Below are 14706 nucleotides of genomic sequence, written 5' to 3'. Positions count from 1 at the left end.
CCATCGTCAAGGCCTCGACCTCAACTTGAGCCCGAGCCCCAGCCGCGAGCGGGCCGACGTGCTTCACGTCGATCTGCCCACCGCGGCGACCCACATGCCCACGAGCCGCCCGTCCACCAGCAGCCCGTTGGGGTGGAAGGTGTCGTGCAGCGGCAGGTGCTTGCTGCCGCCCGGCCCGACGAAGAGCCCATGCCGGTCCTGCCCGAGCAGGCGGAGGTCAGGGGTAGGCAGGAACCGAACTCCGGACGGCTCCGGCGCATTGCGGACGGCCTGCTCGGCCTCCGGCAGGATCCAGGCACGGTGGCCGTCCAGGTCGACCTCCAGCAGCTCCAACTGCCCCCAGACCTCGCGTGCGTCCTTGGCGGACAGACCGGACCACCAGGCGAAGGCCGCTGGGGTTGTTGGCCCGAATGCCTCGACATGGCGGCGGCAGAGCTCGCGGTGGGCGTCCATGAAGTCGACCCCAGGGCGGGGGACCTCACGGAAGTACAGGGCACTCGTTGTCCAGCGCAACGCGATGCGACCGGTCGCACAGGCACCTCTGAGGTCCGGTGCGCCGCTACGGCCCTCTGTGCCCGCCAGGTCTCGGCAGATGCTGTCCGCTGCAGTCTCTAAATACTTGAGCGCCTCAGGCGCAAGGGGGAGGCGCCCAATGGTGAAGATGCCGAAGTCGGCGCGCGGCAGGACGTAGACGGCGGCCCGGGGGCTGTAGGTCTGGGTGAGGTCGGGATGCTCCCAGGCGGTCGGCTCGCAGGCTTCTACGCGGGCATGCAGGGCGATCAGGGCGTCGCGTGGGGCGGTGTCCTGGAGGCCGTAGCGCGCGGCGTCGGCGTACGCGCCGGGTGGGAGGCGAGTGGTGAGGTGGTTGACGGAGAGGCGGTGGGCGACGGCTTGCTGACGGGTCAGCTTCAGGGGCATCGGTGGGGTTTCCCGGGCTGTCGGGGTGGCGAAGTAGGGTGAGCGCCTTATGTCTGATCTTCGTGATTTTCCTGATGCTTCCTTCTCCGGGGTGCACCACGGGCCGTTGCAGGCCGGTGAGTGGGTCACCCTGTCCGACTCCAAAGGGCGCCGGCACTCGGTGTTCCTCGAGCGCGGGAAGATCTTCCACACCACCAAGGGCGGGATCGAGCACGACGAGCTGATCGACGGCCCGGACGCGGTGACGATCCGGTCCAAGGGCGGGGTCGAGTACCTCGCGCTGCGGCCGTTGATGGCGGACTACTCGGTCTCGATGCCGCGCGGCGCGGCGGTGATCTACCCCAAGGACACCGCGCAGATCGTGACGATGGCCGACATCTTCCCCGGCGCCAAGGTGGTCGAGGCGGGTGCCGGTTCCGGTGCGCTGACCACGGCACTGCTGCGGGCGGTCGGCATCCACGGCCAGGTGATCTCGTTCGAGCGCCGCGAGGACTTCGCCGAGGTGGCCCGCAAGAACGTCACCGGCTTCTTCGGCGCCGAGCACCCGGCCTGGCGGTTGCAGGTCGGTGACCTGGTCGAGTCGCTGGACGAGGAGGACGTCGACCGGATCGTGCTCGACATGCTGGCCCCCTGGGAGTGCATCGACGCCGCCGCGGGTGCCCTGGTGCCGGGCGGGGTCTTCTGCGCGTACGTCGCCACCACGACCCAGCTGAGCCGGGTCGTCGAGACGCTGCGGGCCCATGGCGAGTTCACCGAGCCGCGGGCCTGGGAGTCGCTGGTCAGGGACTGGCACGTCGAAGGGCTCGCCGTCCGTCCTGGCCATCGGATGCAAGGCCACACGGCATTCCTGGTCACGGCTCGACGGATGGCGCACGGCGTACAGGCTCCGCGGAAGAAGCGCCGGCCGGCCCCGGGTGCGTACGGCGACGACTACTCCGGGCCGCGCAAGTCCGATACACCCGTCGACACGCCGGAGGCAACCGATTCATCCGCAACCGACACGTGATGGGATTCAGCTTGCTAGGCGTGCTTTTCTGGGTAAGGTCCATAGGGTCGAGCCCCACATGGTGAGGTGATGATCGTGGCTGGAGACGAGAGTCCTACCGCGGCAGAGCTGCGTAACCAGGTCCGTTACCTGGAGGCCGAGGTCGCAGCGTTGCGGCGGAGGTTGTTGGAGCACCCGGCGGACAGCCGGTCGCTCGAGAGCAGACTGTCCGAAACCCAGGCGTCCTTGTCGAGTGTGACCGCCCAGAACGAACGGCTGGCGGAAACACTGCGCGAGGCCCGAGAGAAGATCATCGCCCTGAAGGAGGAGGTCGACCGGCTGGCGCAACCGCCGTCCGGTTTCGGTACCTTCCTGGGCCGCAACGACGACGACACGCTGGACGTGTTCACCGGGGGCCGCAAGCTCCGGGTCGCGGCGAGCCCCTCAGTCGATCTGGACGCGCTTCGGCTCGGCCAGGAACTGATGCTGAACGAGGCGCTGAACGTGGTCGAGGCCTGCGACTTCGAGGTCGTGGGTGACGTGGTGATGCTGAAGGAGCTGCTGGCCGACGGCGAGCGGGCACTGGTGATCGCACAGGCCGACGAGGAACGTATCGTCCGGCTCGCCTCGCCGCTGCTCGACATCGCGCTGCGGGCCGGCGACTCGCTGCTGCTGGAGCCCCGCTCCGGCTATGTCTACGAGAAGATCCCGAAGTCCGAGGTCGAGGAGCTGGTGCTCGAAGAGGTCCCGGACATCGACTACACGCAGATCGGCGGACTGGCGGGCCAGATCGAGCAGATCCGGGACGCGGTCGAGATGCCGTACCTGCACAAGGACCTGTTCCTCGAGCACGAGCTGAAGCCGCCGAAGGGCGTCCTGCTCTACGGCCCGCCGGGCTGTGGCAAGACGCTGATCGCCAAGGCGGTGGCGAACTCGCTGGCCAAGAAGGTCGCCGAGCGGACCGGGGTGGAGGGGCAGAAGTCGTTCTTCCTCAACATCAAGGGTCCGGAGCTGCTCAACAAGTACGTGGGTGAGACCGAGCGGCACATCCGCCTGGTCTTCCAGCGCGCCCGGGAGAAGGCTTCCGAGGGCATGCCGGTGATCGTGTTCTTCGACGAGATGGACTCGCTGTTCCGCACCCGCGGCTCCGGTGTCTCCTCCGACGTCGAGAACACCATCGTCCCGCAGCTGCTGAGCGAGATCGACGGCGTCGAAGGCCTCGAGAACGTGATCGTGATCGGTGCCTCGAACCGGGAAGACATGATCGACCCGGCGATCCTGCGGCCGGGCCGGCTGGACGTGAAGATCAAGATCGAGCGGCCGGACGCCGAGTCCGCCCGCGACATCTTCTCGAAGTACCTGACCACCTCGCTGCCCCTGCACCCGGAGGACGTCAGCGAGTTCGGTGGCGACCGCCGCGAGTGCGTGAACGGGATGATCCAGCGCACGGTCGAGCGGATGTACACCGAGGCCGACGAGAACCGCTTCCTCGAGGTCACCTACGCCAACGGTGACAAGGAGGTCCTGTACTTCAAGGACTTCAACTCGGGCGCGATGATCCAGAATATCGTCGACCGGGCCAAGAAGATGGCGATCAAGGCGTTCCTCGAGGACGGCCAGAAGGGCCTGCGGGTGCAGCACCTGCTGCAGGCCTGCGTGGACGAGTTCAAGGAGAACGAGGACCTGCCGAACACCACCAACCCGGACGACTGGGCCCGGATCTCCGGCAAGAAGGGCGAGCGGATCGTCTACATCCGTACGCTCATCTCCGGCAAGCAGGGCACCGAGCCGGGCCGGTCGATCGACACGGCCACCAACACGGGTCAGTACCTGTAACCAGTTCCAACGGCAGCCGCCCCGGTCCGGATTTCGGACCGGGGCGGCTGTTGCTTTGGCTGCCTGGTCGTGCTTTCTTAGGCGACAAGGGGAATGGCCTGGGGGAGGGCTACAGGGGGTGGGCGAGCATGCCCAGGTTCAGCATGTCCGGGGTCGTACAGCAGCTGTCGCAGGTCGACTGGCTCAAACCGTTGCTCGCAGGCATTTTCATCGATGGCGTCGAGGTCACACAGGTCATCCAGTACCGGCACGCCGCTGACCATCTGACCGACTCGGACGATCATGGTCCGGACAACTCGATCCAGCTCGTCGCCGACAAGACGGCGTACGTGCGGGTGTTCGTGCACGGGGTGTTCAGCGATGTGCCCAATGTGCGAGCTACCGTGACGGTGCAGAAGATGCGGTACGGGATCTGGGTGGATGCCGGGTCGCTCATCCAGCAGACGCCTGGCGCGATCACGGCGCTCGCTGATCCGGACTATGCGACCGAACGCGGGTCGCTCGCGAACAGCCTCAACTTCGTCATCCCGGCCGCTCAGATGCGCGGGACCTTCCGGCTCAAGGTCTCCGTCGGCAGCGGCCGCTCTTTGGTGGAGTACACGCAGGTGGTCAACGCGAGCCTGCTGCAGACGCTCAAGGTGCGGATGATCCCGGTCCACTACTCGGGCGACGACATCGCGGGCAATCACGTCGATCTGCCGGCGCCATCGCTTGCGGATCTGCAGTCGACGGTACGGCGGACGCTCGACTGGTATCCGGTCTCCAAGACGCCGGAGCTCTCGATCGCCGGCCAGATGAACTGGTTCGTCCCGCTGACCGGCGGCATCGTCAAGGGCAAGTGCCCGGACGTCTGGAACAGCCTGCTGGCGTGGCTCTACCTGGTGAAGATGGCCGACGGCAACAAGCCCGGCTGGCTGTACTACGGGATGCTGCCGAGCGCGATCCCACGCGACGGTACCGGCGGATGCGGCGGCGGTGGAGCCGGACTCGGCGCCGGGCCGGTCGGATCGCAGGAGCCGATGGGCCACGAACTCGGCCACGTCCTCGACTTCCGGCACGCCCCTTGCGGGCTGAACAACGATCCCAAGGTCGACCTCGCCTATCCGGCGTACGAGCCCTACGACTCGGCCACCAACAAGATGGCGTCGATCGGCGAGTACGGCTTCGACCTGGCCGGCCCGAATATGATCTCGCCGGCTGTCGGGCGCGACTTCATGTCGTACTGCAATCCGCGCTGGCCGTCGCTCTACCAGTACAAGCGGATGCTGCAGCACTCCGCGCTGAACCCGACGTGGATCCCGGGGCCGGGTGACATGCGGCCGCCCAACGTGGAGCTTGATCTCGATGGGCCGATTCCGCACTACATCCCTGATCCGCCGCCACCGTGGGTGGTCGATCTGCAGAGTCCGGTACTGACGCTGATGGTCTTCGGGCGGATGGTCGAGGGGCAGATCGAGATCGAGCACGTACTCACGCTGGAGACGACGGTTGCGCAGCAGTTGGGGACCAGCCTCCCCGGGACGCGGCTGGATCTGATCGACGACGTGGGGCACATCGTTGCGACTACGTCAGTGCAGGTGATCGAGACCGCTGCCTGTGGAGACGGCCAGGGCGGCTGCGGTGGCTGCAGCGGAGGTTGCGGCGGTGGTGGTTCGGTGAGCTCTGGGGTGGTCTGTGCTGTGATCCCGGAGCCGCCGCGGGGCTCCACGCTGCGCATCGTGCGCGACGAGGAGGAGACGTGGATCCGGGAGCCCGCCGGTGCTCCGCCGCGCTTGGAGGGCCTGCAGGGCGCCGTGGAGGGCGACTGGGTTCGCCTGACCTGGCAGGAGGAGGTGTACGCCGAGAAGGTGCACCGGCTGCTGCGCTGGTCGGCCGACGAGGGGGAGACCTGGCAGGTACTCGCCGGTGCGCTCGACGCGGGCGAGGCGACGGTACCGGTGGCTCCGCTGCTCGCTGGCTCAGCCCTGGTACAGGTGATCATCTCGGACGGCTTCGACACCGCCGTCAGCGAGTGGACCCGGCTAGACGTCCCCCGACGACCACCTGAAGCATCCATCCTCGCGCCGGCCCCCGGGTCGACTGTGAAGGCCGGTTCCCTGGTACGCCTCTGGGCACTGGCCACGGACTGCTTCGGCCGGCCACTGGCGGACGAGCAACTGCACTGGGAGCTGGACGGCCAGCACGTTGGTACCGGCTCTGAGGTCTTCACCGACCTGATGGACTTCGAGGGCGACCACCGAGCCGTCCTGATCGCCGACGACGGCAACGGCCGCGTCGAGGTCGTCTCAGACTTCTGGGCCTCCGGCGACGGCCGGGTCCCGCACCGACGGCGCTGACGCCGTCAGAGGGGTGGGTAGGGGGTTTCCCCGATAGGCAGCGAGCTGTTCGCGTCGTACCTTGACGGGTATGGCGACGGACGAGATTCGCAAGGACCTGCGGGCCGCGGTGGCGGCGCGGCAGGAGCTGGGGCCGGAGTACGAGCTCGAGGTGATCGAGGGGTTCCTCTCGAAGCTCGATGCGCACACCGCCCAGCATCTCGCCACGCCGCCGGTGAAGCCGGAGAAGCCGAGCCGCGAGAGCGACCCCGGCGGGCTCGCCCTAGCGATCGTCTCGGTCACCGCCGGCATCCCGATCACAGCCATCGCCGCGGCCCAGGAAGGCGCCTTCGCAATCGTCATCTGCTGGGGTGGGCTGGTCGGTATCAACCTGGCCCGCTCCATCTCGCGCTTCATCGGCCGCCAGCACTAGTACCGCAACGGCACCGGGTTTCCGTCCGCATCGAAGGCCCGGAACTCCTCGCGCTGCTGGACGCGAGGTGTCGCGCCGGTATCCGCGACGCTCTGGGTGAACCCGAACGTCAGGATGATCTTCACACCGGGGAGTGACCGCTCGGTCGGCCGATGGTTGCATCACAACCGGGTCAGGATCTCGGCCAAGCCGGTCTCGACATCGTGCGGCAGGCCGAGCAGGAGTCCTCGGTGCACCCCGTACCAAGGTGCGAGGCGATGCCAGTCGAGCGCGCGCTCGCGGAGTACCGGGGTGACGTCGTAGGTCTCGGCCAGGCCGGTCGCGATGCCGGCTGGGGCGTCGTTGAGGAGCCAGGAGAGATCCAGGGCCGGGTCGCCGATCTCTGCGTCGGTCCAGTCGATGATGCCGCCGATACGGCCGTCCTGGACGAGTATGTGTTCGGAGCCGAGGTCTGCGTGCACTAGCGCTGTGCGGGTGTTGGCTACGCGGTCTAGGAGCTCGAGGGCGGTCTGGTGGGTGTGCTCTGGAAGCAGTGGAATTACCTGGGCCCGGCACTCGTCCAGGAAGACCGCCTTGGCGGCTCTAGCCGTCGCTGCGTCAACAGCGCCTTGGGCCGCTGCCTCGGCCGGGTCTATGGCGTGCAGGGCGCTCAGGAACTTGCCTAGCTGGCGGCCGAGCTCAGTACTGCCTGCTTCGAGTGGTTGGCCGACCAGGACGCGGTGGCGTACGCCGTACTGCGTCTGCTCGGGCACTGGGACCGGTACTGGGAGTTGCGGGGCTAGCCAGGGCATCAGGCGGGTCTCGGCGAGTAGTCGCGGGCGGACCTCCTCGCGGCGGGGCTCACGATTAAGCCACTCGCCGTCCAGCCAGGCCCGGCTGTCCCAGCCGTCATCGTTGATGGTCACTGCGCATATGTCCTGACCAGCGGGCCGAGCAGGGCAACGGTGTCCGGCATGAAGGACCACTCGTCGAACTTGGCGACCAGGTCGGCCGGCGACATCCACGCGCCCCACTCGACCTCCTCCGGCTGGTGTTTCACCGGGCCGTCCCAGACGCAGGTGTACAGGTAGGCGCGGTAGCTGGTGTGCTCGTCCGCATAGTCGCCTTCAGGCAGGCGGGTCAGCTCGACCCCGGTGATGCCCAACTCCTCGTCCAGTTCCCGTACGACGGCGTCGTACGGGTCCTCACCTGCCGCCACGACACCGCCGGCGGCGAAGTCGTACCGGTGCGGGTAGACGTCCTTGGTCGGCGTGCGGCGGTGCACGTAGATCTCGCCGGCACTGTTCCGGACCAGTACGCCGGTTGCCCCATGGCGCAGGTTGTCGCGCCGCATCACGGAGCGTGGCGCAGACCCGCACACCTTGCCGTCGCTGTCCAGCAAAGCCACCAGTTCGTCCATTTCCGAAGTCTCACAGATAACCCTGTGGACACATCACCGCATTTAGTCCGCTGTACCGCGTAGGCTCGATCGCATGAGTGTTCGGCGGATCATGGGGACCGAGACCGAGTTCGGCATCTCGGTTCCTGGCCAGCCCGGGGCCAACCCGATGCTGACTTCGAGCCAGGTGGTGAACGGCTATGCCCAGACGCAGCCCTTGGCGCGCAAAACCCGGTGGGACTTCGACGAGGAGCACCCCCTGCGGGACGCGCGCGGCTTCGACCTGAGCCGGGAGGTGGCCGACTCGAGCCAGCTCACCGACGAGGAGACCGGCCTGGCCAACGTCATCCTCACCAACGGCGCCCGGTTGTACGTCGACCACGCCCACCCGGAGTACTCCGCGCCCGAGTGCACCAACCCGCGCGACGTGGTGGTCTGGGACAAGGCCGGCGAGCTGGTGATCATGGAGGGCGCCCGGCAGGCCCGGCAGATCCCCGGCGCGCCGCAGCTGAACCTCTACAAGAACAACACCGACAACAAGGGCGCGTCGTACGGCTCGCACGAGAACTACCTGATGCGCCGGTCCACACCGTTCGCGTCGATCGTGCGGCACCTGACGCCGTTCTTCGTCAGCCGCCAGGTGGTCACCGGCGCCGGCCGGGTCGGGATCGGCCAGGACGGCAACACCAACGGCTTCCAGATCAGCCAGCGCGCCGACTACTTCGAGGTCGAGGTCGGCCTGGAGACGACGCTGAAGCGGCCGATCATCAACACCCGCGACGAGCCGCACGCGAATCCCGACCGGTACCGCCGGCTGCACGTGATCATCGGCGACGCGAACCTGGCCGAGATCTCGACCTACCTGAAGGTCGGCACCACCTCGCTGGTGCTGGCGATGATCGAGGACGGCTGGCTGACCGACGACCTGTCCGTCGACCGGCCGGTCACCGCGCTGCACGAGATCAGCCACGACCCGAGCTGTACGCACCTGATGACGCTCAAGGACGGCCGCAAGATCACCGCCGTCCAGCTCCAGGTGGAGTATCTGGAGCAGGCCCGCAAGTACGTCGAGAACAAGTACGGCGACGACGCGGACCGGCAGACCAACGACGTGCTGCAGCGCTGGGAGGCGGTGCTCGACCAGCTCGCCACCGACCCGATGAAGCTGTCCGACCAGCTCGACTGGGTCGCGAAGTACAAGCTGCTGCAGTCCTATCGTGACCGCGACGGGCTGGAGTGGGACGACCCGAAGCTGCACCTGGTCGACCTGCAGTACGCCGATCTGCGCCCGGACAAGGGCCTGTACTACAAACTCGTCAAGAGCGGCCGGATGCAACGCCTGGTCAGCGACGAGGAGATCCGGATGGCCGTCTCGCACCCGCCGACGGACACCCGCGCGTACTTCCGCGGCCGCTGCATGCAGCAGTACGCCGGTCAGGTCGCCGCCGCGTCCTGGGACTCGGTGATCTTCGACCTGCCCGGGCGTGAATCGCTTCAACGGATCCCGACCCTGGACCCGCTGCGCGGCACGAAGGCGCATGTCGGAGCGTTGCTGGACCAGTGCGACACCGCGAGTGACCTGGTTCGCACCATTACTGGGGGCGCTGCCGGGTAGGGTCGCTATAGAGAGTCGGTTGGGCGATTCTCCACAGCGGTTCTAGGAGGTGTGTGCCATGGCTAAAGACGGCGGACAGCAGCACAAGCAGCCGAAGCGCTCGTCGACCGAGGAAGAGGTCGCCGAGACCAAGTCCAGCGAGGACGTGGCCGAGCGCAAGGAACGGCTCGACGACGACGTCGACTCGATCCTCGACGAGATCGACGAGGTGCTGGAGGAGAACGCGGAAGAGTTCGTCCGCGGCTTCGTGCAAAAGGGTGGGGAGTGAACCGCTAGATGACATTTGATGCCTCCGGCCGGTTGCCGGAAGCCTTCCTGACCCCAGGTGGCTCGTCCTTCATGGACTTCCTGGCCGGGCATGCGCCCGACCTGTTGCCCGGACGGCGCGACCTGGGGGCGGGTGATCTCGGCAAGGACGTCCCGCACGGTACGACGATCGTGGCCGCCACCTTCCCCGGTGGCGTCGTGATGGCCGGCGACCGTCGGGCCACGATGGGCAACGTGATCGCCCAGCGCGACATCGAGAAGGTCTTCCCGGCCGACGAGTACTCGTGCGTCGCCTTCGCCGGGACGGCCGGGCTCGGGATCGAGATGGTGCGGCTGTTCCAGGTCGAGCTCGAGCACTACGAGAAGCTCGAGGGCACCACGCTCAGCCTGGACGGCAAGGCCAACCGGCTGACCGCGCTAATCCGCGGCAACCTGGCGATGGCGATGCAGGGCCTGGCCGTGGTCCCGTTGTTCGCGGGCTACGACCACGATCTGAAGGGCGGCCGGATCTTCTCCTACGACCCGACCGGTGGGCGGTACGAGGAGTTCGGCGGCTTCCACAGCGTCGGCTCGGGCTCGCTGTTCGCCAAGGGCGCGCTGAAGAAGCTCTACCGCGAGGGCCTGTCCGAGACCGAGGTGGCGACGGTGCTCGTCCAGTCCCTGGTCGATGCCGCCGACGACGACTCGGCGACCGGTGGTCCGGACCTGCTCCGGCGGATCTTCCCGGTGGTCGGCGTGGTCACCGTGGACGGCTACCGGCGGCTCCCGGCCGAGGAGGTCGGCGCGATCGTTGACACGATCATCGCCGCCCGGCACGAGCGTCCCGACGGCCCGGCCGCGCCCCTCACCTGACCACCATCGACTGATAGAGGACGACACCCCAGATGAGTACGCCGTTCTACGTCTCGCCCGAACAGTTGATGCGGGACCGGGCCGACTTCGCCCGCAAGGGCATCGCCAAGGGGCGCAGCGCGATCGCGCTGCAGTACGCCGACGGCATCCTGTTCGTCGCCGAGAACCGGTCCCCGGCGCTGCACAAGGTGGCCGAGATCTACGACCGGATGGCGTTCGCCGCCGTCGGGCGGTACAACGAGTTCGAGAACCTGCGGATCGCGGGCGTCCGGCTGGCCGACATGCGCGGCTATTCGTACGACCGCCGGGACGTGACCGGCCGGGCGCTGGCGAATGCGTACGCGCAGACGCTCGGCGCGATCTTCTCCTCCGGCGGCGAGAAGCCGCTCGAGGTGGAGATCCTGGTCGCCGAGATCGGCGCCAGCACGGCCGAGGACCAGATCTACCGGCTCACCTACGACGGCTCGATCGCGGACGTCCGCGGCTACGCCGTGATGGGCGGCCCGGCCGAGCAGGTCGCCGAGTACGTCGGTGAGCACTACTCCGAAGGGATCTCACTGGCGGGGGCCCTGCGCCTCGCGGTGGACGCCCTCGGCCACGACGGCACCGAGATCCGGCAGCTCGAGCCGGACCAGATCGAGGTCGCCATCCTGGACCGCACCCGCACCCAGGTGCGCAAGTTCAAGCGGATCTCGGACGAGACACTGGCCCGGATCCTGTCCGAGTCGCGCCCCGACACGTCCCCGTCCGAGCCGGCGACGCACGCCGACTCGGACTCCGACGAGACGGTCAACGGCGGCAGTTACGAGAGCGAGTCGGCGAGCGACGCCCCGGTGGCGCCGCCCGCAGACGACACGCCGATCGCCCCGCCGGAGAACCCGGACACCGACCGCCCGCTGTGACCGACAACCTGCCGTCCGCCCCTGGCTCAACCCCAGGGGCGGACGACGTACGTCCAGGTGATCCCGAGCCGTGGGTGTTGGTGGGGGAGAAGCCCGGCTACAAGGGCTTCCTGACGGTGAATGTCCGCCGCTACCGGCTACCCGATGGCCGCGAGGCAGTCTGGGACGTCTCCGGCCCCGAGTCCGGAGCAGACATCCGGGCCGGCGTCACCGTGTTGCCGCTGACCCCGGACGGCCGGATCGTCACCGTACGGATGTTCCGCGCCGGCCCCGACAAGATCGTCACCAACCTGCCCGGCGGCCTGATCGACCCCGGGGAAGACCCGGCCGACGCGGGACGTCGTGAACTTGAGGAAGAGACCGGCTACAGCTGCGAGTCGATCGAGGTGAAGGGCTGGCTCTGGGCCGGTTCGTCGTCGACCTTCCGCAAGTACGTCGCCATCGCCCGCGGCTGCCGCCCGAACGGCAAGCAGTCCCTCGACGAGTTCGAGGACTGCGTACCGGTGGAACTCACCCCGGCCGAGTTCCGCGCCGACCTGCGCACTCCCGGCATCATGACCGGCACCGACGCCGCCTACCTGGCCCTCGACCACGCCGGCCTGCTCTGACCCGCGGTCACTTCGAGGCCGCCTTGGTACGCCACCACGGAACGGCGGGCGGCGTGGGCGCACGCAGTACGTTCGTCCCGCAATGAATCCCGCCGAACCGCACGTGGTACGACCACGAGTCCACCCAGGCGACCGTGACGCCGAGCGGTTCGAGCACCAGCGCGGTGTACGCCTGGAACAGGTCGACGGTCCGCTCCGGGATCACGAGCTGCCGCCACCCGTCGCGCATCCGCCCGTCCGGCAAGAAGTGCGCCGGGTTGGCCGTCCGGATCCGCTTGGCCACCTCGACCGCCGGTACGCCCGGGAAGCCGTCCGCGAAGAACTCGGCCAGCTTGAGGTCGTTGCCGTCCTTGGCCCAATGGGATGTGCGGTCCAGCCCTTTGCCGGCCAGGATGTCGGCACTCGCCCTGGACTTCACCGAGTCGGGCAGGACTGCGCGCAGTACTCCCGGAGCCGCCGCCAACGGGACCCGCGGACCATAGGGCCGGGGCATCAGCAGCGTCCTGCCGAGCACCTGGAGGTTGACCAAGTCAGGGGTGAACGCGGAAGTCCGGGTGGTGTCGAGGTCGGCGCTGTAGTCGAACAGCACCGGCACCGGGATCAGCCTCGATCCGGGGAAGGCCGCGGTCAGGACCTTGTCCACGCCGGCCAGCTTGGTCTTCTCGATCGTGGCGTTCGTACCGGCCTCGAACGCGGCCAGTTCGAAGATGCTGATCCCGGCGTTATAGGTGCGGCTGATGTTCATGCCGACCTCGTAGTCGATCCGGTGACCCGAGACCGTCTCCTTCTCGTCGGCCTCGGCCAGCCGCCGGTAGATCCGGGGCGGCTCCGCCGCGGACGCGTCGCCGGTACGGTGCTCGTGCCGCCAGAGCTTGCCGCGGAGCAGATGGGTGACCGGGAAGCTCCCGCCGGTGGTGAGCCTCGGCTTGAGCCCCTGGTAGACGTAGTTCTCCCACAGCACCTGGTCCGGCGGCGCACCGGCGATGAACCGGGCCTTCAGCTCGTCGATGATCGCCAGCGCGACCTGCGGCGACGCCCGCAGCACCGCCGCTCCGCTGGACGATTCCCGATCCGGTACGAACGAGATCAGCTCGTCCACGTGACCGACGTCCAGCCAGGAAGTGTCGATCTTGGTGATCGGCTGGGTGCCTTGGGCCGCCAGGAAGGCGAACAGCTCCGGGTCGATCTCGCGCGGCTGCCCGCTGCTGTTCGGCCCGGCCGGCTCCTCACCGATGACGATCCGGCCGAACGGCGCGTCGGTACCGGCCGGACCCACCTCGATGTTGCCGCCGTAGTTGAGCGAGTCGTGCAGCACCTCGAGCTTGGTGGCGAACAGGTCGGCCTCGACGAGACTGAGCACCACGGTCTGGCCACCGACCGGCAGGCTGATGCCGGCACTCGTCATCGGCATGGCCGCGATCACCGCCTTGACCAGCGCCTCCATCGTCTTCAGCCGGGCATCGAGCGCGGACGCCCGACGCTGAGGAGCTCCGGCCTTGGCTTTGCCTACCGCTGCGCGGAGTTGGGCCAAGGCACCCGGCAACGCCTGGCGGGCGCCTGTGAAGGTGGTCGGCATCGCGCCCGTGAACGGTGAACCCAGCAGGGCGAGCTGGAAGAACACCTGGTTGAACACCGCGCCGACGCCGACGACCTTGTAGAGCAGTTCGCTGGTATCGGTGAAGGCCAGCTGCCGGACCGCGCCGGTGACGTCGGTGACCTTGACGGTCCGCTTCCAGAAGTCGGTACAGATGCCGAGGCCGGTCGACGGGAAGTGGCCTTCGACCAGCGCGGCCAGATTCGGGGCCAACTGGCCGAGTACGAAGTCGTTGCGCACCCGCGGTAGGTGCAGGAGCACCCGCATGATCTGGTTCGGGCCCTGGCAGTAGCCGATCTGGAACTGGTCCTGCAGCCAGGTGTCGCCGGCATGGACCGAGACCGGGACCGAAACGAACGGCACCCTGGCCTGCGCACAGGCGGCCCGGACCTCAGCGACCGACGGGTCGTTCTCGCCCTCGTCCAGGCACATGTACAGCCGTTCGGGCGTGGCCAGATCCCCGACGAGGATGAGCGGCGCCACGCTGATCAGACCGGCTTCCTTGCCGACCCGGCCGCTCGCGTCCACCGACTCCAGTTCGATCGATGCGCGGGCCGTCGAACCCAACGGAGATCCGGGTAGCAGTCGCGCTTCCAGCAGTACCGAGGAAGGCTTGCCCACGCCGGCGGTGGGCACCGGGAAGCGGATGGTGCCGCCGCCCTTCCGCCCAGCGATCCGGGTCCCGGCCGAGGTGCTCAGGCGCAGTGTCTTCTCCGCCAGATCCGGCACCAGCAGCGAGGTCGTGAACGGCCCGCCGGGGGCCGCATCAGCCGATACCCGGAGCGTCCGGGCGTCATCGTCGCCTTTGGGCACCGAGGCTTGCTCAGCGTCTGGGGTCTGGATGCTCTCCGACTTCACGGCGGCAGGCAGGCGTCGCCCGTCCACGTCGAGGTTCGCCAGCACGATCAGCCCTGGCGCCAGGCTCCTTGCGGAACGCTCGGCCGGCGTGGAGTTGATCTTGCCGTCGCGATCCCAGTCGGCGTCCAGATGGAACGTACCCACT

At 68.1% G+C, this 14706-nt stretch carries 14 protein-coding genes; 9 read left to right on the top strand and 5 right to left on the bottom strand.

Features of this window, described 5'->3' with window-relative positions; translation table 11 throughout:
• Nucleotides 1-63: 63 nt before the first annotated feature.
• The gene (locus tag OHA70_RS32895) at nt 64-918 is read right to left on the bottom strand and encodes a DNA glycosylase AlkZ-like family protein (protein WP_328324289.1); all 855 of its coding nucleotides are present in this window, start codon (nt 916-918) and stop codon (nt 64-66) included.
• Nucleotides 919-967: 49 nt separating this feature from the next.
• On the opposite strand from OHA70_RS32895, the gene OHA70_RS32890 reads away from it, so the two are divergent.
• The 4 genes from OHA70_RS32890 (at nt 968) to OHA70_RS32875 (ending at nt 6487) form a co-directional block, all read left to right on the top strand.
• Nucleotides 968-1924, top strand: a complete 957-nt coding sequence (locus OHA70_RS32890; RefSeq protein WP_328324285.1) for a tRNA (adenine-N1)-methyltransferase — start codon at nt 968-970, stop codon at nt 1922-1924.
• 69 nt (nt 1925-1993) lie between these two features.
• Entirely contained in the window at nt 1994-3739 is a 1746-nt protein-coding gene (gene arc / locus OHA70_RS32885; protein WP_328324283.1) for a proteasome ATPase, read from the top strand.
• Nucleotides 3740-3867: 128 nt separating this feature from the next.
• Nucleotides 3868-6075, top strand: a complete 2208-nt coding sequence (locus tag OHA70_RS32880) for a hypothetical protein (RefSeq protein WP_328324281.1) — start codon at nt 3868-3870, stop codon at nt 6073-6075.
• 70 nt (nt 6076-6145) lie between these two features.
• Nucleotides 6146-6487, top strand: a complete 342-nt coding sequence (locus OHA70_RS32875) for a hypothetical protein (RefSeq protein ID WP_328324279.1) — start codon at nt 6146-6148, stop codon at nt 6485-6487.
• Here OHA70_RS32875 and OHA70_RS32870 read toward each other — a convergent pair.
• Genes OHA70_RS32870 through OHA70_RS32860 form a run of 3 tightly spaced genes read right to left on the bottom strand, consistent with a single transcriptional unit; the run spans nt 6484 to nt 7886 of the window.
• The gene (locus tag OHA70_RS32870) at nt 6484-6612 is read right to left on the bottom strand and encodes a hypothetical protein (RefSeq protein ID WP_328324277.1); all 129 of its coding nucleotides are present in this window, start codon (nt 6610-6612) and stop codon (nt 6484-6486) included. The genes OHA70_RS32875 and OHA70_RS32870 overlap by 4 nt on opposite strands.
• 36 nt (nt 6613-6648) lie before the next feature.
• Entirely contained in the window at nt 6649-7392 is a 744-nt protein-coding gene (locus tag OHA70_RS32865; protein ID WP_328324275.1) for a phosphotransferase, read from the bottom strand.
• Entirely contained in the window at nt 7389-7886 is a 498-nt protein-coding gene (locus tag OHA70_RS32860; protein ID WP_328324273.1) for an NUDIX hydrolase, read from the bottom strand. Before OHA70_RS32860 ends, OHA70_RS32865 begins: the two co-directional genes overlap by 4 nt.
• A gap of 73 nt (nt 7887-7959) precedes the next feature.
• On the opposite strand from OHA70_RS32860, the gene dop reads away from it, so the two are divergent.
• From dop to OHA70_RS32835, 5 genes are read left to right on the top strand one after another with little or no spacing between them, the layout of a single operon-like run.
• Entirely contained in the window at nt 7960-9480 is a 1521-nt protein-coding gene (gene dop, locus OHA70_RS32855) for a depupylase/deamidase Dop (RefSeq protein WP_328324271.1), read from the top strand.
• Nucleotides 9481-9538: 58 nt separating this feature from the next.
• Nucleotides 9539-9748 (top strand): ubiquitin-like protein Pup, encoded by a 210-nt coding sequence (locus OHA70_RS32850; RefSeq protein WP_328324267.1) that lies wholly within the window; start codon nt 9539-9541, stop codon nt 9746-9748.
• A gap of 8 nt (nt 9749-9756) precedes the next feature.
• Nucleotides 9757-10599, top strand: coding sequence for a proteasome subunit beta (prcB, locus tag OHA70_RS32845; RefSeq protein ID WP_328324265.1), 843 nt, complete (start codon nt 9757-9759; stop codon nt 10597-10599).
• Between the two features lie 32 nt (nt 10600-10631).
• Nucleotides 10632-11501: a proteasome subunit alpha gene (gene prcA / locus OHA70_RS32840; RefSeq protein WP_328324263.1), complete on the top strand. Its 870-nt coding sequence runs from the start codon at nt 10632-10634 to the stop codon at nt 11499-11501.
• On the top strand, nt 11498-12109 hold the full coding sequence (locus tag OHA70_RS32835) for an NUDIX hydrolase (RefSeq protein WP_328324261.1): 612 nt from the start codon (nt 11498-11500) through the stop codon (nt 12107-12109). Before prcA ends, OHA70_RS32835 begins: the two co-directional genes overlap by 4 nt.
• A gap of 7 nt (nt 12110-12116) precedes the next feature.
• On the opposite strand, the gene OHA70_RS32830 is transcribed toward OHA70_RS32835, so the two are convergent.
• Nucleotides 12117-14705 (bottom strand): protein-arginine deiminase family protein, encoded by a 2589-nt coding sequence (locus tag OHA70_RS32830; protein ID WP_328324259.1) that lies wholly within the window; start codon nt 14703-14705, stop codon nt 12117-12119.
• Nucleotide 14706: the final 1 nt, after the last annotated feature.

Source organism: Kribbella sp. NBC_00382 (genome assembly GCF_036067295.1).
In the GTDB taxonomy this organism is placed as follows: Bacteria; Actinomycetota; Actinomycetes; order Propionibacteriales; family Kribbellaceae; genus Kribbella.
This window is presented reverse-complemented; position numbering and strand designations above follow the sequence as displayed.

Coding starts and splice junctions, on each gene's coding strand:
- arc (WP_328324283.1), top strand. CDS start 1,994: ATGATCGTGGCTGGAGACGAGAGTCCTACCGCGGCAGAGCTGCGTAAC.
- OHA70_RS32850 (WP_328324267.1), top strand. CDS start 9,539: ATGGCTAAAGACGGCGGACAGCAGCACAAGCAGCCGAAGCGCTCGTCG.
- dop (WP_328324271.1), top strand. CDS start 7,960: ATGAGTGTTCGGCGGATCATGGGGACCGAGACCGAGTTCGGCATCTCG.
- OHA70_RS32895 (WP_328324289.1), bottom strand. CDS start 918: ATGCCCCTGAAGCTGACCCGTCAGCAAGCCGTCGCCCACCGCCTCTCC.
- OHA70_RS32875 (WP_328324279.1), top strand. CDS start 6,146: ATGGCGACGGACGAGATTCGCAAGGACCTGCGGGCCGCGGTGGCGGCG.
- OHA70_RS32880 (WP_328324281.1), top strand. CDS start 3,868: ATGCCCAGGTTCAGCATGTCCGGGGTCGTACAGCAGCTGTCGCAGGTC.
- OHA70_RS32860 (WP_328324273.1), bottom strand. CDS start 7,886: ATGGACGAACTGGTGGCTTTGCTGGACAGCGACGGCAAGGTGTGCGGG.
- prcB (WP_328324265.1), top strand. CDS start 9,757: ATGACATTTGATGCCTCCGGCCGGTTGCCGGAAGCCTTCCTGACCCCA.
- OHA70_RS32890 (WP_328324285.1), top strand. CDS start 968: ATGTCTGATCTTCGTGATTTTCCTGATGCTTCCTTCTCCGGGGTGCAC.
- prcA (WP_328324263.1), top strand. CDS start 10,632: ATGAGTACGCCGTTCTACGTCTCGCCCGAACAGTTGATGCGGGACCGG.